Raw genomic sequence first — 24,373 nt, forward strand, 5'->3', positions numbered from 1 at the left:
TATGGCAACTACTTTTAATTTATCTATAGTACCATTTCTAAATACTTTATTTTTTACAATGGTTTTTATTATATGTTTATGAATTTCTTTTAATCCATCTAAATCAAAATCACTTAAGGAGCGCCTAACGGCATCAATGCGTGGCATTTTAGTTTTTTTAGGTATTACTTTTTTAAACTTGCCTTTTTTAAGCCAATGTTCTAATCTATTGAAACTTCTTATCTGAAGCATAAATCCAAATAACACCACGAAGGTAATTGTTGAAATTTTTACATCAGATTTTATTCTTTTATCTTTTAAGTTATTGATTTTTTCACCTATATCGTATACCTTATTAATATAAGTAAGTAATTGTTTTAAATAACTTTTACTCATTTTATCAGCATCCTTTTTAAGTTGGTTTCTAGTAAAAACTATTATAAAAAGGATGCTTTTATTATGCAAATTTTTTCTCTAAAATTTCCAGCAAAAATCAGAATTTATGGTTTTTAACCTAACCCTCAATCATTCATTATAAATCAGCGGGCTCACGCCCCAAAAATTTTTAAGCGCTAAACTTCTGAATTGATTAAAATAAATTTTACTATGGACTATTGTTTTAGTATAATAAAATACATATAAGTAAAAACTTATTAATAAATTTAGAAGAAGGTGAAGAGGGTTGGCGTATACTGCATTGTACAGAGAGTGGAGGCCAAGAAATTTTGAAGAAGTGGTAGGACAACAACATGTTACTATTACTTTGAGAAATCAAATTAAAAACAATAGAATTGCCCATGCATACCTTTTGTGTGGTACAAGAGGAACAGGTAAAACTTCTACTGCTAAGATAATGGCTAAGGCAGTAAATTGTCTTAATCCTGTAAATGGGGAGCCATGCAATGAATGTGATATGTGCAAAAAAATAAATGCTGGTATAGCTATAGATGTTACAGAATTAGACGCAGCATCACATAATGGTGTGGACAAAATAAGAGATATAATTGATGATGTTCAGTATCCTCCGCAAGAGGCTAAATACAAGGTTTATATAATAGATGAGGTTCACATGCTTTCTATGGGGGCCGTAAATGCATTTTTAAAGACATTAGAGGAACCCCCTAGCAATGTAATATTTATATTGGCAACAACAGATCCTCAGAAACTTCCTATTACTATATTGTCTAGATGTCAAAGATATGATTTTAGAAGAATAAAGAGTGAAGATATATTTGTAAGATTGAAGAAAATAGTAGATGAACAAGGTGTTTCGGCTGATGACAAAAGTCTTTCATTAGTGTCTAGAATATCTGATGGAGCCATGAGAGATGCACTTAGTGTACTAGATCAAGCTATATCCATGGGTGATGGCAAGGTAGAGTATGAAAGCTTAATAAGTATGCTGGGACTTGTGACTAATGATAATTTGTTTAAATTAGTGGATACAATAATAGATGAAAATGTGGAAGAATCCATAAAAATTATAGATGATATAGTATTTAGCGGTAAGGAAATTCATATGTTTACAAGAGATTTGATAAAGCATATGAGAAATTTAATAATGGTTAAGGTTACAGAAAATCCAGAAGAAGTACTGGATATGTCCAGTGAAAATATACAGATGTTAAAGGTTCAATCTGAAAAACTTAGAACAGAAGAAATAATGAGATACATAAGAATTCTTCAGGAATCAGAAGAACAAACTAAATGGAGTAAACAAAGTAGAATTTATTTAGAGATGGCAGTAATAAAGATGTGTAAAATGCAATATGATACTTCTAAGGAAATATTATTGGCACGAATAAATAAACTTGAGAATATTATAAAACAGGGAAATATAAAAGTAGTAGCAGAAAATAATGAAAGTAATGTAGACGATAGGGTTAAAAAAATAGAAGAAAAAATTAAGGGAAGAGTAAAAAAGGAAAACGAAGATATAAAGGAAGAAACAAGTATATATGTTGAAGAAGTAAATAGTAATTCTACTCTAAGCCTAGAAGAAGTGAAGAAATCTTGGAAGGATATATTGGAAGTATTTAAGGCTAAGAGAAAGATGGTAATTTATGCTTCATTAATGACTGGAAGAGTTATTGCTTGCAGCGGTGGCATAATACAGATAAAATATGATAAAGAATTTGCTTTCAATAAAAAGAGACTAGAAAAAGATGAAAATAGAAAAATAATAGATGAAATTTTCTCAGATGTGCTTAAGGAGAAGGTTAAGGTTATATATGTTGTAGATGAGAAGGTTAAAATAAAGAAGACACCAGAACAAATATTGACTGAAAACTTCCCGGAGGAAATGATAGAGATAATTGATGAATAGGTTTTACTATCAATTGCATAGGAGTAAATCAATATATAGTTATTGGTTAATAAATTTGATATAATATATGTGTATTGCATGGTAGATGTTTTGAAGTAATGCTTAATGGTGATGTTTAAAATTTAAATTAAAAAGTAAATAGGTAAAAGTTTGGATAATTAGATAGGCAGATAAGTAAATAAGTAGATAAACAGATAAGCAAACTTTAGCAAATAAGTTTTAAGTTCTACAGTATAAATAATTTTTAGGTATTCCACAATATTTTTGACTAGGGAATAGAGAATTTTATGTTAAATGCAATTTGGTGTTAAGTTTAGTTAGAGTAGGTTTATAATAAAATGTTATAAATTCAGTAATAAAGGTATTATATTAAAGTTTTTATTAATAAAGGATTTTAATATAAGTACATTCCTAATAAATAAGAATATTTAATGAAAGGTAGGTGAAAAGCCTGATTTGTGGTTAAAATGAAATACCACTGTGCTATTTTAGTAGCATAAAAATATTGTATGGACATTAAGCATGTATAATATTTAAAATCAGGTAATGATTATGGCAAGAGGCGGATTCCCAGGAATGGGCGGAGGAAATATGAATAATTTAATAAAGCAAGCTCAAAAGATGCAAAAGCAAATGGAAGATATGCAAAAGGAGCTTGAAGATAAGGAGTTTACAGTTACTGTTGGCGGTGGAGCTGTTACAGTAGTGGCAAATGGAAGAAAACAAATAGTAGACATAAAAATAAAACCAGAAGTAGTGGACCCAGATGATGTAGAAATGCTACAAGATTTAATTCTTTCAGCATGCAATGAAGCTTTAAGACAAGCAGAAGAATCTACAGCTAGTGCTATGGGCAAAATAACTGGAGGAATGAACCTACCAGGAATGTTCTAGAATATCATAGGCATTAGGTAAAAATAATGAAGAAAGGAGCACCGTTGGCTTGCGGTATAGCAGTATATAAATGCTATTATGTACACTAAGGGTACTGTAAATTTATACTTTAATGAAGCTTAGTGTATGAATAAAATCTATAAAATTAACATTTAAAAGAAAATAGGTTTTATAAAGCTAAAGAAATGGAGTTTTATCCTATAGCAATAGAAAAACTAATAGAAGAATTTGCAAAGTTACCAGGAGTAGGACATAAAACTGCCCAAAGGCTTACACTACACATTTTAAACTTACCTAAAGAAGAAGTAGATGGATTTGCTAGAGCACTAGTAAAAGCTAGAGGAACCATAAAGTACTGCTCGGTTTGTGGTAATTTCACAGACACAGACCCTTGTGCTGTATGTGCAAATCCTAGCAGGGATAAGGCTACTATTTGTGTGGTTGAACAGCCAAAGGACATAATGACCATGGAGAAGGTTAAAGAATACAATGGTGTTTACCATGTACTTCATGGAACCATTTCACCTATGGCAGGCAGAGGTCCTGATGATATAAGACTAAAAGAGCTTATAAGAAGGATAAATGGAGATATAAAAGAAGTTATTGTAGCTACAAACCCCAATGTAGAAGGGGAAGCTACAGCTATGTATATATCTAAAATATTGAAGCCTTTAGGAGTTAAAGTAACTAGAATAGCTCACGGAGTTCCTGTAGGGGGAGATCTAGAGTATGCTGACGAAGTTACTTTATCAAAAGCACTAGAGGGAAGAAAAGAAATATAGAAGAGATATAAAAAGTGTCTCCATCAAATAAAGTCCTATCATTATGCAAATTCTCGATAGGAAGTAAATAAAGTAGTATTAGGAAACATGGTTTATTAGGGTTAAGGAAAGCCCTGTAGGCCATGTTTTTTATTAGAAGTTTACGACGGATATAGAAAAAAGAGACAAGGCTAAAAGTCAGATAAATCAATGGATTGGAAGATTGAATGGATAAGAAAATGGAAGAATAAATGGACAAAATCTCCCCTTATCCCTAGTTCCTAAATCCTATTATTTCCTCAATCCTAATAGAACTTTATTTTCATTTTTTGCCCTGATTTTTAAGAAATATAAGTACTTTAGTGGTGCAGGTTCAAGGATTAAGGAATTAAATGGATAAATGGTAGAGAATAACAGGTCAGTGTTTTCAAGGGTTTGAGGGGTGTTGGTGAGAGAACTTTATTTGAAAAAGGTGAGGAGTTTGTTTGATGAACATATAGTTAGGATTAAGGATTTAGGGGTAAGGAATATAGGGAATAAAAAGGGCAGGATATAGGGGTTAATTAGTTGTTGTAAAAAGAAAATAAAGTAGTGGTAGTAAAAGAGCCAAGGAATAAGGGTGAGTATTGATAATACAGGGTTTAGTTCAGATTTAAGGTTAAAGGAATATGGAGATTAAAGGTAATTTGTAATAGGACTTTATTTACTTTTACTATACAACATAGGCCTTTTTTTCTGTTTCTAAAAATGATGTGGTGAAAAATATTAGAAACAGAAAAGTAGTTACAAAAAGAAAATAAAGTTCTTAGATGGTGTTTTACCCACATTTCTTGATACAAGAATGGGGATAAAGTATATAAAATATAAGGGAAATGTGGATAAAAGGGAAAAGAAATTAGGACATTATTTACTTTTTATAAGAACTTGGCGTGTTTTATCTGTTTCAGAAATGATAAAAGTAAGTTTTAGAAAAAGAAAAAATATTTTTATGGATGGTAAAGTTCTTTTATTATGAAAATAAAGTTGTGATATTGGAAGGTATAAGGAACAAGGGGAAGTATTGAAAATACGAGATTCAATAAGGTTTTAAGGTATAAGAGTTTTGTATTTGTAGGAAGTTCATGTAAGGACTTTATTTGCATTTCCTATAGAACATGCCTTGTATTTTCTGTTTCCCAAAAAGATAGTATGACAAATTTAGAAAAAGAGAAACAAAACTATAACTGATAAAGTTCCATCAAAATGAAAATATAGTTGTATTATTTATATGAATATAGGAAACAGGTTGTGGAAGAGGCTAAGAGGGTATTAGGAGAGTTGCTTAAAAAGTAGTAAGGTATAAAAATGGTATAAAAATGCAGATGATTTTATAGGTTATAGGGTGTAAAATAAAGGTATGTAGTATGGATTAGTAAAATATGACGTATTAAGTTATTCTTTTGATTAAGAATTATGAGGTGAGTATAGGAAATGTATCAGTAAATTATTACGGAACTATAAAGTTAAAAATTTTAATCAATAGGGGTGCATTAAGATGAAAGATAAAGTCAAGAGGGCTAAGATAGCAGTAATTATTTCTGGACTTGCACTTGTTATTTCTTCAATAAGCCTTATATTTTCAATTGTTACTGGAATATCAAGGGCAAGTGCCATTACAATATTTTGTTGTACGATTACTATTTTGGGAGTTAATTTATCAGACTATAAATCAAAGAAAAATAATAACAACAATTCTTCCAAGCAAATGTGATATGAACTTAGATTATTCATAATTTTTATAAAAAGTGTATTAGGGAGGCTATATACATTTGCGGGGGGTTATAGTTTGGCTAAGCATGATTTTGGAATAATAGATTCTTTTGAAGAAAACAAATGGTATAGCGATTATGAACCTGAAAAATACAATTGTATTTCAGTGGATGATGACTTATTAGAAGAGATGATTATAAAATATAATGAAGAACTAATGGCGATAAAAACATACTTTCAGGTTACAACTCAACCAGGAAATGGATTGGATTATTGTGGGGTAACCCTCATCCCACCAGAATCTCTTAAACAATTTAGAGATATTATCATAAAGGCAAATAATCATTATAAATCACAAGAACTTCAATTGCTTATTGAAAAGTTATCTAATGCAATTAGTGAGGATAAATACTTAATTCACTATGGAATATAGTGTTTTGTATATAAGTATATGAATATGAAGGCTAATAGGGGGATTATCATGTTCGAATACATAAAATTGCAAAGAACAATGTGCTATGGAACTTGCCCTGTTTATAGTGTAACAGTAGATAACGGGGGCAATGTAAATTATCATGGAGAAATGTTTGTATATAAAAGTGGGGAACATCATTGGAAGATATCAAAGAAAAAGGTAGAACAATTAAATGACTTGATTGAGGATTTTGGGTTTAAGTCTTTCATATATGAGCCAGGGGAGGAGTTTATTACAGACCAGCCTTCTTGTATTACTACAGTTAAATATTCCAATGGGCAAACTAAAGAAATTGACCACTATTATGGACATATTTTGATGGATGATAGTTTGGCAATCTTTGAAAAGAAAATAGATAGAATAATAGGCACTAAAAAACATGTAAATCCAAGGTTATACATATATCAGGTTGAAGAAAAGAATTCAGAGTCATTAATTAGATGTATAGTTATTTCTGCTTCAGAAAAAGAAGCAATAGATTTAGTAGAAAAAGAATGTAATAGACAAGAAGTATTAGAATGGCAAGTGCAGAAGATAGGGATTGCTACAGATGACTATTATGGACCTGCCATACTGATGAAAAATATTTAACTACTAAATGGTAAGATAAGAATAAAGTTTGCTATAATAAGCAGAAAAGGACAAATGCCAACGTGTTTTAACACCCTGACGCTTGGAACCTTTTTCAAAATAGGGTTATTAGGATTTTTTAGAATGCTTTGGAGGATTAACGGTCTTCCAAGGCATTTTTTCTTATTGATTGCACTAATTTTAAAATGGGCAACATTACCTGTAGGGCTAAAAGATGTGTATAGGAAGGCTAGAAGGAGGAATAAGGTATAAGGTGTTAAGGTATAAATGGAAACCTTAACCCTTGTTGTACCATTATTAGGAGTTATTAAAATCTGAATCATTACCTATCTCCAGTTTCAACCTTTTTATGTAACCATAGAGCATTTTGATAATCTCGGTTGTTTTATTATCCAGAATCTCATATTGTTCTTTTGAAATATAATTATTCTGCAAAGCAGTAAGAAGATGATTTCTTACTTCTCCTGCACTGCCAAGGGCAGCATTTGCATGGAATAGTTCTCTTTTAATAAATAATTGGGTGTTTCCTTCTGCAAGATTTGCCCCTATACTCCTAACAGCCCGTACTAACTGGTCTGTAAGCCTATATTGCTCACAATTTGGAAACCCTTTAACCAATTCTCTTATCTCCTGCTCAAGAACATTCGCCTTCTGCCATACTTTTAGGCTTTTAAAATCTTTTATATACAAATTTTCACTCATAGAATTCATCCTTTCAAAATTTGATTTTTAACATTATACGGAAGAGCAGGGATAAGTCAAATTTTAATGCTAGAATTTATGTAAAGAAATAACTAAAAAGGTATAAGGGTTAAGGCGTTGTAGTAAAAGTTAATATAGTGCATATACTTGTTCCTTAACCCAATAAACCTTCTCCCTACTATACCCTAAACTAGTTTTTGTCGCTTAAAAACTTCTACGAATGACGTGAATTAAAGGGTTTGAAGAGATTTACTAAATACATAATATATAAAAGGGGTTTGGGTAAAAAGGAAATAGGAATTAAGTTAAAAAAGTAGAAATTAGACTTGACTTTGTGGGGAATGATTTATTATAAAATACATGTTTACGTTTATTAAGGCATTTTACAATGTTAATGAAATAACCTCCGTATTATTTTATTTTGTATGCTTACCTAGTTTGCTGGGTAAGCAATTTTTTTTGCAGAAATACTTGAAATTATAAAAAATCATCGACTATAAAGAACGATAAGGAACTTAAATTTTATTAAAGAAATGGAGGAATTACTATGGAAAACAGGATTTTATTAGGACTTGATAATGGAAACAAATGTACAAAAACAAGTGAGGGCTATATTGCTGAGTCAGGATTTACTAAATCTAATAGTGAGCCAATCTCAGCGAGCAACTTGTTAATTTATGAAGGTAAGTTTTATAGCATCGGAGGTAATAGATTGAGTGTCCAGATGGATAAGACAGTTAATCAGGATACTTTCATTATGTCTTTACCTGCAATTGCAGATGCTGTAAATATAGCAAGGATAGAAGATAAATCAGATGTAATTCTAGGAGTAGGACTTCCAATTGTCAATTATGGAACTCTTAAGAAAAAATTTCGGGAATATTTTTTAAGACAGGATGTTAAATTTAATTTTAACAAAAAAGGTTATGCAATTAATATTATTGATTGCAGGGTGTATCCACAGGGGTATGCTTCGCTTATTACGGTATTTAACAGTTATAAGGATATATTATGTAATGTTATAGATATTGGCGGTTATACTGTAGATATTTTTAGAGTGGAGAACGGGATAATTGACACTGCATCGTGTTACTCACTCCCTGACGGAATTATTACGCTAATTGCGAATATACAGCAGGAACTCTTAAAAACAAATATTAGGCTGACTGAAACTCAAATACAAGATATTATATTAGGAAGAGAACCTGTTATTTTTGAAGCAGATGTTAAAGAGATAATTAAAATAATGACGAATGAGTATGTAGAAAACATATTGGCCAAAATTGAGGAATATGGGTTCGAATTCCGTAACCCTACTGTTTTCACAGGTGGTGGAAGTATGTTGCTTCGGAAATATATTGAAGAATCAACAAAAGTAAGGTATGCGGATTTTCTTGACCAGTTTGCTAATGCACGAGGGTTCAAAATTTTGCTTGAACAAGAATTAAGAAGGTGATGCTATGGTAACAAAACGAATAAACCTGTCTTTTTCTATGGATAGAGAGGAAGATGTTAAGGTATATAACATACTTTCTGCACAGAAATATAAAACGGATTACGTTATTAAGGCAGTATTAAGTTTTACGGGGAAAAATGATAAGGATTTTGATAAGGAGAAAATAAAGGAGGCTTTAAAGGAAGCGATAGCGGAATGTGGAGGAATTACTATAGGGAACAGTAAAAAAGATAATGATGATTATGCTCAGCCTGTATTGTCTGATGACATATTCAGCATGTTTGATAGTCTATAGCCATTATGAGCAGTGAAGTTTAGAACTTCCTGCTTTTTTCTTGGATAATATATATGGTAAGTATACAATAAGCCACAAATTTCATTAGGATATTTTTTACCCCATATCCCTTATATCCTTACTATGGGGTTCCTAAATGAACTGGAATAAAAAGTTGGGTACTAAAAGGAACCAAGGTTTACAGATAAGAAACGACGAGGTATACACTTTACAAATAATATCTAATATGATACCTTTAATGCAGACATTCTAGGGAGTGTTAATAAGCGGACAAAATAGAGGAGATTATTGCTTCGAGGCAATTTATTTCCTCTATTTTGTTTTTAGATAAAAATATTTTGCATTTTAAGGGGCGAAACTCGATTTTAGAATTGCTTTCCTTAATAAGAAGATAAGTAAGAATGAATTATTAGAAATGTACCTTTTTGCATCAGAAACGGAGCAATTTGATAGGTATTATATGCTTTGGCTAAGGAAAAAGGGTTAGAAATGGTTTTAAGGGGAAAGGAGTAAAAAGGTGATTCTAAAACATAATTAGAATGGTGAATAAGGGTTATGGGTTAAAGGGAGATAGGGAATTTGGAATGAGGAAATACATAATATGGTAGTAGTTACTGAAATTTCTTACCCATTATCTTATTAAAAATCTATATAAGAAAGGCTTCCCAGTTTTGTTACTGGAAAGCCTTGAAAGATAATTATTCAGATAAGTATTTATCCAAGGAATCAATCATTTGACTTATACGTGGATATTTTTCTTCAAACTGCTGTGGTTCTAGTTCTGACATTTTTTCAGAGAGTTTATTTAATAATTGCTTCAATTCACATAGTAAATCTTTTTCACTATCAAAGTTGTACTCGTAAACGGTTAATAGAATATCAAAGTAATAGTCCAAATTTTGATATTGAATAGAGGCTTTACCCAACACCTTCTCGGCATTACTTAATAGGGTTTTAATTTCTGATTCAAGATGCTTATTTTTCATAAAACATCATCTCCTTTCCAAGTTTGAGGCATTATAGGAAAGGATAAATATAAAAGTCAACTATTTTTATTATAAATTAAGTTTTAAAAGGGCATATCTTCAGGTTCAATGAGAATAGGATTTGGATTTTCATCTACTAAAGTGGATGGTGTGTATTTTTCAGGGTAAAGATATTCATCAAGTTCAAATGGAATACCATTTATAATCTTACCCACTATGTTAATAATATCTTACATTGTTGACTTCTCATCGATTTCCTCAATTGTATCCATATCAAACTTTTGCTTTAGCCAATACAATTGTGCATCTGAAATATTCATAAAGTAGTATTCAAGATTTGGGGAAGAATCTGTTTCACATAATACTACTTCATTACATAAGTAAATATTAGAGAGCAAAGATACTTGAAATAAAACAAAATCCATACTTATAATGCTTGAAATTAGTATTAAGGAGGGACTTTGTTTTATGAATATACAGGTATTAAGAGTATCTGCAAGCAGTAACATTAACGCTGTTTCAGAGGCTATAATTGAACATGCCTCAAAGGATTTTATTGTTCACATAGATTGTATAGGGGTCAAGGCTGCTTATGTGACAGTAAAAGCACTTATACAAGCAACTGAGTTTTTAGTAAAAAACAGTTACAAATTTAATCTAAGACCCTATTATATTAAAGTAGATACATTGACAGAAGAACATGATACTATCTCTAAAACGGCTATCCGTTGGACTTTAATTGCAAAAAAGAAATAATATTAATTATTGTACTTAAAACTAAGACGTGGTAATATGTGGATATACTGTTGGGAAGGACACACTTCTCTTTCACTGCATTAAGTGAGAGGGAGGTGTGTTTTTTTATGCTTCAAAGCGGATATGACCTGCTTAGCAAAAGCATTACGAATATCATTATCTACTAATTTAAATGTACTATCTTTGTATTTATATAGGAGAATATGAAATGGAGAATTTTACTAATGTAGGAAAGACAGTCTGTATATTGATAAACCAAGAAAGTATAGTTTGCTATAGCAATATCGATAAGTATGTTGCCTATGAGTACCTAGAGGCTATAAATATCTTCAACCATTTACCTGTTAATGATACTATTGATTACAGGATTAAGCGTTATATTGTAACTGTTGATAAAGTTAATTTAGATAAAGCAGTATATTATTTGATTCTTATTCAATTACACCGAAACTATGCGTATATAGATTCCCTGACAGGCCTGCATAACCGAAACTACTGGGAACAGTTGATGTCATATATGTTGCGTTGTACCACGCCTAAACGTTTTACATTAATTATTATTGATATAGATAATTTGAAGTGTTTAAATGACACCAAAGGGCATCTGACTGGGGATATAGCAATAAAGATTGTCGGGCAAGCCATAAAGGAAAACATTAGAAAACAGGATATCGGAATAAGGAGTGGCGGGGATGAGTTTTTTATATTACTTGCAGACACCAAAGAAAGTGCGGCTCAAAAGGTAATAGATAGAATCAGGGAAAGTATCGGGAAAAGATGTGAAAGAGAAAATATTAATATTGAGATAAGCGCAGGTTCAGCCTACGCAGATTCTATATACGAACTGGAAAAGGTGATTGATATGGCTGATAATAATCTATATAAAGAGAAGAATGGGAAAAAGGCTCAAGTAAAACATATAGCGGATGAATTAAAGGATTTAAAACAGAAAATAGAAATGCTTACAGATAATATAAACAAAAAAGTGGTTCAGGAGTCAAATGTAGCAATAAACAATGAACTGTTGGAAATAAGCACAAAACTAGATAAACTTATTACTAATCATAGTGAATATAGGAGATAAGATTTAAGGATAATTATAGGCAAGTGCATTTTCGTTTGAACGGAAGTACTTACCTTTTAGTATTTATGTAATTTCCCCACATCTTTTTTTGTCGCATGAAAATCCATCAAAACCCCTGTAACTTAAGCCTTTGCCCTAACTCCACTAATATACATAATTATAGGGTTAAGGGATTAAGGATATAGTGTTAAGGGTGTAAAAAGTAAACTTGACATAGGGATATTATAGTAATTACAGTAATAAATCCAAATCCGATATCAGGTTTTGTCATAGCATCTTTTCTTTGAGGAACTGTCTACTTTTTTAGTAGGCAGTTTTTTTAATGACAAATTTAAAACAGCATGGCTAGCAAAGGGGAAATAAAAAAATTCTTTAAAACATACAAAATAGGACTAAAGACCTATACAAAATCGATTCTGCCTATTTTTCATGTGTTATGCTCAAAAATAGAAGGGGAGAAAAACGAGATATGGATTATTAAAGAAGGTTTTTAAAATCTTGTAAATCACCTTACTTTTTAAAAACATGTGTTATGTTCAATAATAGAGGGTCGGAAAAGGAGATGATTCTATGGTAAGGATTAGGGCACCAAGTACCAAAGAAGTAAAAGAGGCATTTTGCCGAATGCCCCTTTTACAGTGGAAATTTTAAAAAATAAATTTGTTAATAGTATTATATCAAAAAGCAAGGGAGAAATGAAATATGAAAAAAATAATCAATCGTAAAGTTTATAATACAGAAACGGCGGAATTATTGGGCAAATACTGGAATGGTCTTGGCAATGATGACTTTAATTATTTGCATGAAGAATTATATATAACCAAAAAAGGTAGTATGTTCCTATGTTATTCAGGTGGTGCCTTATCAAAGTATGGAGAGTCAGGTTATGGATGTGGATGGGGGACCGAAGGTATTATTCCTTTAGAACCAGAGGAAGCATATGAATGGCTTGAAAAAAATGATTGCAATGAAGCAATTGAGAAGTATTTTGCAGATAAATTAGAAGAAGCATAATAAATTTAATGTAAAAGTGGATTAGAAAACATTTTGTGAGGAATGACTGGGTGCTCCACTAGTGGAGCACTTCCAGCATAATAAAAAAAGGAAATATGAATTCAATATTAAAAATAAAAGGAGAGATGAACCATGAGACAATTAGAAATGGTAATTAGTGCTGAAAATAAAAAGGCGGTTAAGAATAGAACAAGTAAAAGACTAATCAAAGTCAATTATCTTCTATCTGAAGATGGCAGAGAGGTGGAACTGTATAGTGTTGTTAGCAAAGGCATGCTCCAAAGTATTCAAGTTGTAGCAGGCAATGATGAAATTGCATATTTGGAAGAATGTAAATACGATAAAGACTGCTATAATATAGGGTTTTACTGCATTAAAGAATTTATGAATTCAATGGGTGAATTCGAAGTTACCGGCATACCAACAGAATACTACGATTATGATGAAGAATGTAGGTGCTGTACAGGGAATCTAGTCATTAAGTTCTTTAGTAAACCCATGACATTTGAAGAATTATTATCATGGGAAAGAAATAGACAAACAAGACTAAAGCAAGACGAAGGAAATATATTGCAAGACTATTGTTTGAAGAAGTTTGAATGGAACAAAGAAATGATAATTTGGACAAAAGAATATGGAAGCAATAGTTTAAAGAACCTTTCAAATACAACAAGTCAAGCAGATATTTTATATATATACGAAAGGGCTCAGAGGGAACTGCCAGGTTTTGAAATTATTCCGAGAGAATGGTTTGAGTATAAGGTCCTTAATACAGGAGCAATTAACATACCAAACATTGATGCAATCGAAGCAGAAATTCAGGAGTATAGAAAGCAAGGATATGATGCATCAATTAAGAACTTAATAAATGATGAAGAAGATAAGCCGATTTCTGTAATATTTATTGAAAACTATCTAGGGAAAAACACACTGATGAAGCGTATAGATGAATTAATTTAAAATATAGTAAAGAAAATAAAGGACCCTAGTAAAAGAAAAGCAGAAGGCAGCATTCGGTAAAATGCACCTTCTGCAAACAAAATATGTACTTAAAAACATCTATAACAAACTATTTATTGCTAATAATTGATAAGTAGTCCAAATAAAAGCACACTCCTTAAGAGATGTGATTTTATTATAACAGATTAATGGTCGATAAAATGCCGTAATTCTGTTGAGGATTATAAAGATATGTCGTAAAATGGAATTAACAGTATTTGGACAAAGGGTGATATCTGTGAAAAAAGAATCTAGAGATATAAAGAAAATAACAAATGTTGAAGATATAATAGAAGCCCATAAAAGAGCGATAAAATTGGTACCTGTAAATTGGAATGGCAGAGAATTAAAAATACCTGTTTATTATAGCATGAATGCTGCAATCGCTTATGAAAAGGCCATTGAAGAAACAGAAAGTTATAGAAAATCATTCTGCACAATGGCTTTGAAAATAATCAACAATAATAAAAAAGTTATTTACCAGGGAGATGACTTCCCTATTCTTGATTTAGACGACATAGAGGGTTTATCAGATAATGACTTGCAAAAAGTAGGAGAAGAAATAATAAATAGTTCAGACTATTTAAAAGGATTTGCCGAAGAGGTATCTGAAGAAACAGATGACTTCTTCCAAAAATTCTATTTGATACATAAAAAAGAAACAGAAAAGTATAGAGAACATATAAAAAAAGTAGCAGAGCAATTAAAGCCTAAATTAGATTTTGCTGACTACTATAAAAACTTACTGCCAGGCATAGAGTTAGTATCAAAACTAAGTAGAATAACAGAAACAGTAAGACCTCCTTTGGTTGATATAGCAATATATCAAAACATTATAGGCAATTCTGCGTTGACGGAATTGGCGGCTACTGCAAGTAAGATGGGGAATATGATAGGTACATATATGGAAGTTATTAACCCGATACAAAGGAGTATAAATAAATCGATAATAGAAATGCAGTCTGTATTAGTGCCAACAACGAGTATTATTAATGAAACAATTAAAAACTATTATTCTGAAATAAATGCTATAAGGGATATATTACAGCCAATCAACATGGAATATGTTAAAACGGCATTAGAAAGTCAAGAAACACTTAGAAATGTCATGAATAGTGGCATTCAGAGCCATATGCAAGTACTTGGAGCAGAATTAAACAAAATACTTAACTTCACACATCATGACAAGTTATTTAATTTTGCAAATGTGCAGCAGGATATCATTGGCAATATAAGACCGTTTTTATTGGAGACACAGCAAATTCTATTTGCAAGAAAAAATATTAGCGATAATTTAAATAAAAAGGCAAAAACCATGCTCCAATTTGGATGGTGGTTTATTAGTTCCCTTCCCATAGAAATAATAAACTATATTTATAAAAATAAAGAAACTCTAAAGCAGAAAGATGTAGATAAAATAATATCTGACTATTATAAATCTGGTGAATACAAAGAACTTGAAGAGATAATAAAGGAATGGAATGAATTAGGGTATTTTAATAAATGGGAAAAGAAGGTTAAAGATGCTTTCTATGCTCATAAATTAGAAATGTATTCCCTATCAGTTCCAGTATGGGCGCTAATGATTGAAGGCATCATTCGGGACTTTATGAGGGGAAATTATGATGTAACGGCATTTAAATTTGGTATCTTGTATGACAATTTTAAAGAGAAAGCAAAGGAACTAGATGGATTTATTGTTAGTTATGCTTTTAATTGTATGGATTCATTCTATGTCAGATTTAATCCCGAAAAACCAGATGGGGTACATGATTTTAGCAGGCACAAAATATTTCATGGACAGGCTGTTAACTATGACACTGAAATAAATTCATTAAAATTGATGCTGTATTTAGATGAACTATTTTATATGGCATTGTCTTTGAAAAATCCTATTATTGCATAATAAAGGACTAATTATTACATGCCTTTGGTATGTTTCTTTATATACAGTATTGCACTTTATATAAGATGTAATATGCAAAGGAAAACCTAAAAAGATATAGAATATTAAAGTATAGATGATATAATTTGGTATGAGATACTAATACCTAATTTGATAAGCCCGAATTGAAAAATACATAGGAGTGATAAATTTGATTAATTTTCAAGATAAAATTAACTTTATATGGAGTATAGCAGAACTTTTAAGAGGTCCTTATAAAAAAGAACAATACGGGGATGTTGTCTTACCTATGGCTGTACTTAGAAGGTTTGACTGTGTTCTTGCAGCCACTAAAGAGGAAGTACTTAAAAAGTATGAAACATTAAAGAAGTCAGGGCTCCAAAACGTAGACCCTGTTTTAAATAGGATTTCAAATCAGGAATTTAATAATACCAGTAAATATGATTTTGAAAAGTTATTAGCAGAGCCAGATAATATCTCAAATAATTTAAGGAATTATATTAATGGTTTTTCTAAGAATGCTAGGGAAATCATAGAGTATTTTGATTTTGATAAGCAGATTACAAAACTTAATGATAATGACCTGCTTTATCTTGTGATATCTGAATTTAATAAAATAGATTTGCATCCCGATGCAGTAAGCAACACAGAAATGGGATACATATTTGAAGAACTGATAAGAAGATTTTCTGAACATGGAGAGGCAGGAGACCACTACACCCCTCGTGAGGTTATAAGGCTTATGGTAAATATTCTCCTAAACGAAGATAATGAGGAACTGACTCAACCAGGGCTTGTTACAACTGTTTACGACTGCTGTGCAGGGACTGGAGGCATGCTTTCGGTTACAGAGCAGCACTTGAAAGAATTAAACCCTGGAATACAAGTAGAATTATTTGGACAGGAGATAAATCCCCAATCCTTTAGTATCTGCAAATCCGACATGCTTATAAAAGGGCAAAATGCAGATAACATCATCTTAGGAGATAGTTTTACAGAAGATGGCCACAGGGGCACAACCTTTAGGTATATGCTTACTAATCCCCCCTTTGGCGTGGAATGGAAAAAAGCAGAGAAATTTATTCGTGAAGAATATGAGAAAGATGGGTTTGATGGCAGATTTGGTGCGGGTCTTCCCAGAATATCTGATGGTTCTCTTTTGTTTTTACAGCACTTAATATCTAAAATGAGGCAAGATGAAAAAGGCAGTCGTATTGCTATTATCTTTAATGGTTCACCATTATTTACTGGAGATGCAGGTTCAGGAGAATCGGAAATCAGACGCTGGATAATTGAAAATGATATGCTGGAAGGTATTATTGCACTGCCCGACCAGTTATTTTATAATACGGGCATTTCTACTTATATTTGGATAGTAACCAACCGTAAGAACAGTGACCTAATGAGGGGTCCTGTAAGGACAGGAGAAATACAATTGGTCAATGCAGTAGATTTCTATCAGAAAATGAGAAAGAGCCTTGGAAACAAGAGAAATGAAATCAATGAGGAACAGATAAAAGAAATTACGAGGATATATGGGGATTTTAAAGAAAACGAATACTGCAAGATTTTTGATAATGAAGATTTTGGTTATCAAAAAATAGTAGTGGAGAGACCCTTAAGGCTTAACTTCCAAGTAACTGAAGAGAGGATTAATAATTTATACAATGAAACGGCTTTTAAGAAACTTGCTGAATCCAGGAAGAAAGGAGCAGCAGGGCTTCAAGAAATAGAGGAAGGCAAGAAAACTCAAAGACAAATAATAGATACCTTACAAACAATGGATGCTAATGTTCTTTATAAAAATAGGGATACCTTTACCAAGGTACTTAAAAAGACTTTTAAAGCAGTAGATATTAATTTGAACAGCCCTCTATTAAAGGCTATATTATCTGCCTTATCTGAAAAGGATGAAACAGCAGACATTTGTGTAGACAATAAGGGTAATCCAGAACCAGATTCAGACTTAAGAGATACTGAGAATGTACCGTTGAAAGAGGATATTCATGAATACTTTGAACGGGAAGTAAAACCTCATATTCCTGATGCCTGGATAGACGAAAGTAAGACTAAAATCGGATATGAAATACCGTTTACAAGGCACTTTTATAAATATGAGCCTCTAAGGCCTTCCGAAGAGATAGCAAAGGAGATTAAGGAACTTGAGGATAGTATTCAGGAGAAGTTGAAGAAGGTGATGGGTGAATGAGTAATTATAGGAGATATGAGAGGTATAAGGGTTCAGGGGTCGAGTGGATAGGGGAGATACCTGAGGAGTGGGAAGTAAAGCCTCTAAAGAGAGTATTTAAAATTGTCAATGGAGGAACACCTAGCAGTTCAGAAGAAAATTATTGGAATGGAGAAATTGTTTGGATAACACCAAATGATTTAAGTAAATTAACCGAGGTTTATATAAAGGATTCTGAAAGAAAGATTACTGAAGATGGATTATATAATTGTTCAGCAAAGAAAGTGCCAATGAACAGTATTATTATTTCTACAAGGGCACCAATAGGCTATGTTGCTATTGCTGGTGTAGATTTATGTACTAATCAAGGTTGTAAGAGTTTAGTTCCTACTAAAGTAATCAATCACGAGTATTTTTATTATTGGATATATAGTATAAGTTTTTATTTAAATGCTTTGGGACAAGGGACTACTTTTATGGAATTATCAAATAGCAGTTTGTCGATGGTTGAATTATTGATACCTTCAATGAACGAACAAAAAGCCATTGCCAATTTTCTTTACGAAAAAACTGCCGAGATAGATGCTTTAATTGCTGATAAAGAAAAAGTAATTGAACTATTACAGGAAAAGCGGCAAGCGATTATTAGTGAAGCCGTTACTAAAGGACTTAATCCAAATGTTAGGATGAAGGATTCAGGGATTGAGTGGATAGGGGAGATACCGGAGCATTGGGATATACGAAGAATAAAATATTTATCAAATATAAGAAATGTAAAAGCAAGTGATGGTGACAATGATAAAACTTATGTGGGGCTGGAAAGTATTGAGTCGAAAACCGGAAAGTTATTAACGAATAACAACGATGAACAACAAGCAGTTGGAGAGACAGCGAATATTTTTAGAAAGGGCGATGTATTATTTGGGAAATTAAGACCTTATCTGGCCAAATGTATTGTTGCAGATTTTAATGGGAGATGCACATCGGAACTTCTTGTGTTAAGAACTGCTTCTAATATGTTGCCAGAGTACTTATACTTATTTATGCTGTCGCCGATATTTATTGATGTAGTTAATTCATCAACATATGGAGCAAAAATGCCACGTGCAAGTTGGGATTTTATTGGCAATTTAAAAGTTCCTTTGCCTAATATTAAGGAGCAAGAAGAGATTGTTGAATATTTGATTAAACTGACAAATAATATGGATGATTTAATATCTGATATAAGTACACAAATCCAAAAACTCAAAGAATACCGTCAGTCCCTCATTTCTGAAGCAGTAACAGGTAAAGTTGATGTGAGGGAATTTGAGAATATGAGCGAGGTGATTAATGAATGAATAAGATAACAGCCCATGCGGGGAATATTCGCAATCTGTTAAATAATAAATATACGGTTCAGTATTACCAAAGAGAATATAATTGGGAAACTAAGCAGATTGAAGAATTGATAGAAGACTTAACCAACGAGTTTAATGAGTTCTATAAAGATGAGGATAGGCAGATGGATGTAAGGAATTATGGGGATTACTTTTTAGGTCCCATTATCCTTACAAATGATAATGCAATTATAGATGGACAGCAGAGGTTATCGTCATTAACGTTGCTTCTCATTTACCTAAACAATCTTCAAAAACAGCAGAATTCTTCGCCTAAAGTAAACATTGATAATCTGATTTACTCTGAAATGTATGGCCAAAAGACCTTTTGTATCAATGTACCTGAAAGGGAAGGATGCTTAGCATCTCTGTTTGAGACAGGGGATTATGATACTACCAATGAGCAATCAGAAAGTGTTCTTAACCTTTACAATAGGTATAAAGATATTGAACGGATTTTTCCTGATGAATTAAAAGAAAGTCCTCTTCCAGTATTTATCGAATGGCTAATCGATAATGTATCTTTAGTGCAGATAAGGACTGATTCGGAGCAGGATGCCCATAAGGTTTTTGTAACCATGAATGATAGGGGACTAAGGCTTACTCCTACGGAAATGTTAAAGGGATACCTTCTTTCGGAGATGGATGATAATACTATCAGAAATAAAGCAAATGACTTATGGAAAAATAAAGTCATACAGTTAAAAGAAATTGAAAAGGATGGAGACGCAGACTTCATAAAGAACTGGTTAAGGGCTCAATATGCAGAAACTATCAGAGAAGGTAAGAAAGAGGCAGAAAATAAAGACTTTGATATTATTGGAACAACATTTCACAAATGGGTTCGGGAAAATAAATCTATTGTGGGCTTAAACACCAGCGCAGATTTTGAAAATTTTGTCCTTAAAAATTTCAAAATGTATGCTGATATTTACGTTCGCTTAAAGGAATACTCCCGTAAGTTTCATAAGGATTATGAGCATGTATTTTATAATGCAGATAGAGGGTTTACGCTGCAGTACCAAATTATATTATCTGCTATAAAAAGTGACGATACACAGGATGTTATTAATAAGAAAATTAAAATGGTCTCCTGTTTTATTGACCAGTTTATTTCTATCAGGATTTTTAATTTTAAGACGGTAGATTACTCTTCTATTAAATATACAGTATTCAATATTACAAAAATGATACGGAATAAGGACATACAGGAGTTGGCAGCATTATTAAAAGATTACATAAGTGATATGGGATATACTCTTGATGGAATTGATGGTTTATATTTAAATCAGTTTACAAGAAGGTATATGCTCCATATTCTCTCGAGAATGACCTATTATTTAGAGGAGCAAAGCGGTATCAATAGCAATTTTGCCGATTATGTAAATAGAGAACAAAAAAACCCCTACGATATAGAGCATATTTGGGCTGATGATTACACCCAAGGAAATCATCAAGTTGATTTTTCAACAGAAGAAGAGTTTAAGGACTTTAGAAATAGATTCGGGGGACTATTAATACTTCCTAAAGATAAAAACAGAAGTTTGCAGGACATGGAATACAGTAAGAAGGTAATCAAGTATGACAGTGAAAACCTATTGGCTCGAACTTTAAATCAGAACTGTTATCAAAATAATCCGTTATTTTTGCGGTTTATGAATAATACACAGTTACCTTTTAAACCATATGCTCAATTTAATAAGATAGAATTCATTGAAAGACAATCTCTTTATAAAGAGATATGCAAGAAGATATGGAATGCAAATAAAATTGATGTATTAGCAAATAGTTAGTAAGGAGTGAGGAAAATGGCTAGAACTCCAGTGGAACTTACAGAAAAGGGCTTTGAAGAATATGTTGAAGAACATCTTTTAAAATCTGGATATGTGAAGGGTAATTCTAACGACTATAACAAAGAGTTTGCCTTTGACACAAAAATCCTATTTGACTTCTTAGAGGATACTCAGCCCAAGAAAATGGAGCGATTGAAAGAAATCTATAAAGACCAGTATCAATTTAAGGTGTTAAACCGATTAAATCGGGAACTTAATAATCGTGGCATGATTGATGTATTAAGGCATGGGATTAAAGACTATGGGGTATACTTAGACCTTGCTTATTTTCAGCCTGCCAGCAAATTAAATGAGAAAACAGTTAAACTTTATGAAAAGAATCGCATATCTGTTACTAGACAAGTACGCTACAGCACTAAAAACGAAAACAGCATTGATATGCTTATCTGTATCAATGGACTTCCAGTTATTGTACTTGAACTTAAAAATCCTTTCACTGGTCAAACTTATGAAGATGCAATAATTCAATTTAAGAAAGATAGAAGCCCCAATGAACTATTATTCCAGTTTAAGAAAAGAGCCATTGTATTCTTTGCAGTAGATACTCAAGAAGTCTATATGGCTACAAGGCTTTCTGGGGACAAGACTTTCTTCTTACCCTTTAATAAAGGGTGTGATGGAGGAAAGGGAAATCCTGATAATCCTGATGGACTTAAAACTGCTTACCTTTGGGAAGAGATACTTAGGAAGGATAGCCTGATGGATATATTAAAGAAGTTTGTATTTATAGAGACTGGGGAAAAGAAAGATATAGACGGAAATATCGTAACCTCAGAAACTATCATATTTCCAAGATATCACCAATTGGATGCAGTAAGAAAAATGGAAGCCGATGCAAAGGAAAAGAGGGTAGGAACAAATTATCTTGTACAGCACAGTGCAGGTTCAGGAAAAACCTACTCTATTTCTTGGCTTGCCCATAGACTTGCTAACCTTCATGATGATGAGGATAATCCTGTATTTGATTCTGTTATTGTTATTACCGACAGAAGGGTTTTGGACAGGCAACTACAGGACAGCATTTATCAATTAGAGCATAAACATGGGGTTGTTGAAAAAATAGATAAAGACTCCAATCAATTGGCCGATGCCATCCAAGGTGGAACGAGAATTATTATTTCTACCCTGCAAAAATTCCCATTTATTATTGAAAAGGTTGGGGAATTAGAAAATCATAAATATGCAGTAATTATCGATGAAGCCCATTCCAGCAGTGCAGGAGAGAATATGGCTTCTTTAAGGGAAGTGCTATCAGTAAGTAGTCTTGAAGAAGCAGCAAAACTAGATGAAGAGTTGGAAGGCAAAGAGTACGACCCAGATGAAGAGATATTAAAGGTCATAAAGAAAAGGGGAAAACAGCCAAATATCAGTTTCTTTGCCTTTACGGCAACGCCTAAAGCAAAGACCCTTGAGATGTTTGGAACCATAGGTGAAGATGGACTACCCCATCCCTTCCATTTATATTCTATGAGACAGGCAATTGAAGAAGGATTCATACTAGATGTACTTCAAAACTATGTTACATATGAAACCTATTTTAAACTGGCAAAGAAAATAGAAGATGACCCTGCTTTTGACAAGGCTAAGGCCACAAAAGCACTTACAAGATATGTTAGTCTTCATCCCCATAACATCGCTCAAAAGACTGAAATCATGGTAGAACACTTTAGAAACGTAACTAGACATAAAATAGGGGGAAGAGCCAAGGCAATGGTTGTGACCAGTTCTAGGCTTCATGCTGTACGCTATAAGCATGCTTTTGATGAATATATCAAAAAGAAAGGCTACAGAGATATGAAAACCTTAGTAGCCTTTTCAGGAACCGTAAAGGATGATGAAGTAGATTATACTGAAAGTGGTATGAACAAATTTAAGGAGTCTGAACTTCCAGACCGCTTTGCCACTGATGAATATCAAGTGCTGTTAGTTGCGGAAAAGTATCAGACAGGCTTTGACCAGCCCCTTTTACATACTATGTATGTAGACAAAAAGTTGTCGGGAGTTAAAGCAGTACAGACTTTATCAAGGCTTAACAGAACCTGCGGGGGAAAAGATGATACCTTTATCCTCGACTTTGTAAATAAGGCAGAGGATATTCAAGAAGCCTTCAAACCCTACTATCAGGCAACTATCGTAGAAGAAGTGACAGAGCCCAATCTTCTTTATGATATTGAAACTATGCTAAATGCATCTAGCGTGTATTTAAAAGAAGAATTGGATAGGTTTATTCATATATACTTTAAGCCAAAGGATAAAAAGACTTCTGGAGACAGGGCAATATTAAACCATTTGATAGATATAGCCGTAGAAAGGTTTAAAAAGTTGGATGAACAGCATAAAGAGGATTTTAGTAGTCAAGCAACGAAATTCATAAGACTTTATTCCTTCATCCTTCAAATCACGCCTTTTGAAGATGTGGAACTCCATAAGTTATATGTATACTTAACATATCTACTTAAAAAACTGCCAAAGGAAAAAGGTTCTACTATTCACCTAGCAGATGAAATTGCTTTGGAGTATTATGCTGCAAAAAAGACATTTGAAGGGAGTATTTCTCTAACTTCTGATGATGAAAATGTACCAGTTACACCTGTAAAATTTGCAGGAACAGGGGTAAAAGAAGAACAGGAAGATTATCTTTCAAGTATTATTCAGCGACTTAATAATCGGTTTGGAACGGATTTTACAAAAGCCGACCAGTTATCTGTGGAGCAGATTAAAGAGGATTTTGCCGCTGATGAGGATTTGGTTCAAAAGGCTAAAACAAATACTATTGATGATTTTAGGTTTGCTTTTGAGAAAGTTTTTATCAATAAAGTTATTGATAGGATGGACCAGAACCAATCCTTCTTTACCCGTGTTTTGGATGATGAGCAGTTCAAAAATGCTCTTATGGAGTATATGCTGGTTGAAACTTATGAGAAGTTAAACAGCAGGGCGTAGTTAATTATATTGAGGAAAAACCGTACAAAATTACTTT

22 protein-coding genes are annotated in these 24,373 nt (G+C 32.4%); 17 read left to right on the plus strand and 5 right to left on the minus strand.

Features of this window, described 5'->3' with window-relative positions:
• Positions 1-375: hypothetical protein (locus FGK85_RS07050; RefSeq protein WP_341472459.1), on the minus strand; the 375-nt coding region annotated here is incomplete at its 3' end.
• Between the two features lie 286 nt (positions 376-661).
• Here FGK85_RS07050 and dnaX point away from each other — a divergent pair.
• From dnaX to FGK85_RS07080, 6 genes are all read left to right on the plus strand, one after another.
• A complete protein-coding gene (dnaX, locus tag FGK85_RS07055) occupies positions 662-2,305 on the plus strand; it encodes a DNA polymerase III subunit gamma/tau (RefSeq protein ID WP_138205080.1) in 1,644 nt (547 codons plus the stop codon).
• A 552-nt stretch (positions 2,306-2,857) separates the two neighbouring features.
• Positions 2,858-3,199, plus strand: coding sequence for a YbaB/EbfC family nucleoid-associated protein (locus tag FGK85_RS07060; RefSeq protein ID WP_138205082.1), 342 nt, complete (start codon positions 2,858-2,860; stop codon positions 3,197-3,199).
• Between the two features lie 185 nt (positions 3,200-3,384).
• The gene (gene recR, locus FGK85_RS07065; protein WP_138205084.1) at positions 3,385-3,981 is read left to right on the plus strand and encodes a recombination mediator RecR; all 597 of its coding nucleotides are present in this window, start codon (positions 3,385-3,387) and stop codon (positions 3,979-3,981) included.
• 1,513 nt (positions 3,982-5,494) lie between these two features.
• Positions 5,495-5,710: a hypothetical protein gene (locus FGK85_RS07070; protein WP_138205086.1), complete on the plus strand. Its 216-nt coding sequence runs from the start codon at positions 5,495-5,497 to the stop codon at positions 5,708-5,710.
• A gap of 75 nt (positions 5,711-5,785) precedes the next feature.
• Positions 5,786-6,142 carry a hypothetical protein gene (locus tag FGK85_RS07075; protein WP_138205088.1) on the plus strand — a complete coding sequence of 119 codons (357 nt, stop codon included), beginning with the start codon at positions 5,786-5,788 and terminating at the stop codon, positions 6,140-6,142.
• A 48-nt stretch (positions 6,143-6,190) separates the two neighbouring features.
• On the plus strand, positions 6,191-6,775 hold the full coding sequence (locus tag FGK85_RS07080) for a DUF6438 domain-containing protein (protein WP_138205090.1): 585 nt from the start codon (positions 6,191-6,193) through the stop codon (positions 6,773-6,775).
• On the opposite strand, the gene FGK85_RS07085 is transcribed toward FGK85_RS07080, so the two are convergent.
• Entirely contained in the window at positions 6,772-7,098 is a 327-nt protein-coding gene (locus FGK85_RS07085) for a hypothetical protein (RefSeq protein WP_138205092.1), read from the minus strand. The genes FGK85_RS07080 and FGK85_RS07085 overlap by 4 nt on opposite strands.
• Positions 7,073-7,477 (minus strand): four helix bundle protein, encoded by a 405-nt coding sequence (locus tag FGK85_RS07090; protein WP_138205094.1) that lies wholly within the window; start codon positions 7,475-7,477, stop codon positions 7,073-7,075. Before FGK85_RS07090 ends, FGK85_RS07085 begins: the two co-directional genes overlap by 26 nt.
• Before the next feature lie 547 nt (positions 7,478-8,024).
• Between FGK85_RS07090 and FGK85_RS07095 the strand changes: the two genes are divergently transcribed.
• Positions 8,025-8,933, plus strand: a complete 909-nt coding sequence (locus tag FGK85_RS07095; protein ID WP_138205096.1) for a ParM/StbA family protein — start codon at positions 8,025-8,027, stop codon at positions 8,931-8,933.
• Between the two features lie 4 nt (positions 8,934-8,937).
• Entirely contained in the window at positions 8,938-9,228 is a 291-nt protein-coding gene (locus tag FGK85_RS07100; RefSeq protein ID WP_138205098.1) for a hypothetical protein, read from the plus strand.
• Positions 9,229-9,926: 698 nt separating this feature from the next.
• Here the strand turns inward: FGK85_RS07100 and FGK85_RS07105 are convergent.
• Together FGK85_RS07105 and FGK85_RS15730 are read right to left on the minus strand one after the other, a co-directional pair.
• Positions 9,927-10,214 (minus strand): hypothetical protein, encoded by a 288-nt coding sequence (locus FGK85_RS07105; protein ID WP_138205100.1) that lies wholly within the window; start codon positions 10,212-10,214, stop codon positions 9,927-9,929.
• 83 nt (positions 10,215-10,297) lie between these two features.
• Positions 10,298-10,429 (minus strand): hypothetical protein, encoded by a 132-nt coding sequence (locus FGK85_RS15730; RefSeq protein WP_272879143.1) that lies wholly within the window; start codon positions 10,427-10,429, stop codon positions 10,298-10,300.
• Positions 10,430-10,682: 253 nt separating this feature from the next.
• On the opposite strand from FGK85_RS15730, the gene FGK85_RS07110 reads away from it, so the two are divergent.
• The 9 genes from FGK85_RS07110 to FGK85_RS07150 all read left to right on the plus strand — a co-directional run bounded on the left by FGK85_RS07110 (position 10,683) and on the right by FGK85_RS07150 (position 24,336).
• On the plus strand, positions 10,683-10,970 hold the full coding sequence (locus FGK85_RS07110; protein ID WP_138205102.1) for a stage V sporulation protein S: 288 nt from the start codon (positions 10,683-10,685) through the stop codon (positions 10,968-10,970).
• A 208-nt stretch (positions 10,971-11,178) separates the two neighbouring features.
• The gene (locus FGK85_RS07115; RefSeq protein ID WP_138205104.1) at positions 11,179-12,054 is read left to right on the plus strand and encodes a GGDEF domain-containing protein; all 876 of its coding nucleotides are present in this window, start codon (positions 11,179-11,181) and stop codon (positions 12,052-12,054) included.
• Between the two features lie 702 nt (positions 12,055-12,756).
• Positions 12,757-13,068, plus strand: a complete 312-nt coding sequence (locus FGK85_RS07120; protein ID WP_138205106.1) for a hypothetical protein — start codon at positions 12,757-12,759, stop codon at positions 13,066-13,068.
• Between the two features lie 132 nt (positions 13,069-13,200).
• Positions 13,201-14,028 carry a hypothetical protein gene (locus tag FGK85_RS07125; protein WP_091729366.1) on the plus strand — a complete coding sequence of 276 codons (828 nt, stop codon included), beginning with the start codon at positions 13,201-13,203 and terminating at the stop codon, positions 14,026-14,028.
• Positions 14,029-14,305: 277 nt separating this feature from the next.
• On the plus strand, positions 14,306-15,973 hold the full coding sequence (locus tag FGK85_RS07130; RefSeq protein WP_171011355.1) for a hypothetical protein: 1,668 nt from the start codon (positions 14,306-14,308) through the stop codon (positions 15,971-15,973).
• A 181-nt stretch (positions 15,974-16,154) separates the two neighbouring features.
• A complete protein-coding gene (locus tag FGK85_RS07135) occupies positions 16,155-18,182 on the plus strand; it encodes a type I restriction-modification system subunit M (RefSeq protein WP_341472476.1) in 2,028 nt (675 codons plus the stop codon).
• The gene (locus FGK85_RS07140) at positions 18,179-19,501 is read left to right on the plus strand and encodes a restriction endonuclease subunit S (RefSeq protein ID WP_138205112.1); all 1,323 of its coding nucleotides are present in this window, start codon (positions 18,179-18,181) and stop codon (positions 19,499-19,501) included. Before FGK85_RS07135 ends, FGK85_RS07140 begins: the two co-directional genes overlap by 4 nt.
• Positions 19,498-21,333: a DUF262 domain-containing protein gene (locus FGK85_RS07145; protein ID WP_138205114.1), complete on the plus strand. Its 1,836-nt coding sequence runs from the start codon at positions 19,498-19,500 to the stop codon at positions 21,331-21,333. Before FGK85_RS07140 ends, FGK85_RS07145 begins: the two co-directional genes overlap by 4 nt.
• 15 nt (positions 21,334-21,348) lie before the next feature.
• A complete protein-coding gene (locus FGK85_RS07150; RefSeq protein WP_138205116.1) occupies positions 21,349-24,336 on the plus strand; it encodes a type I restriction endonuclease subunit R in 2,988 nt (995 codons plus the stop codon).
• Positions 24,337-24,373 lie beyond the last annotated feature (37 nt).

Source organism: Haloimpatiens lingqiaonensis, assembly GCF_901447495.1.
In the GTDB taxonomy this organism is placed as follows: Bacteria; Bacillota; Clostridia; order Clostridiales; family Clostridiaceae; genus Haloimpatiens; species Haloimpatiens lingqiaonensis.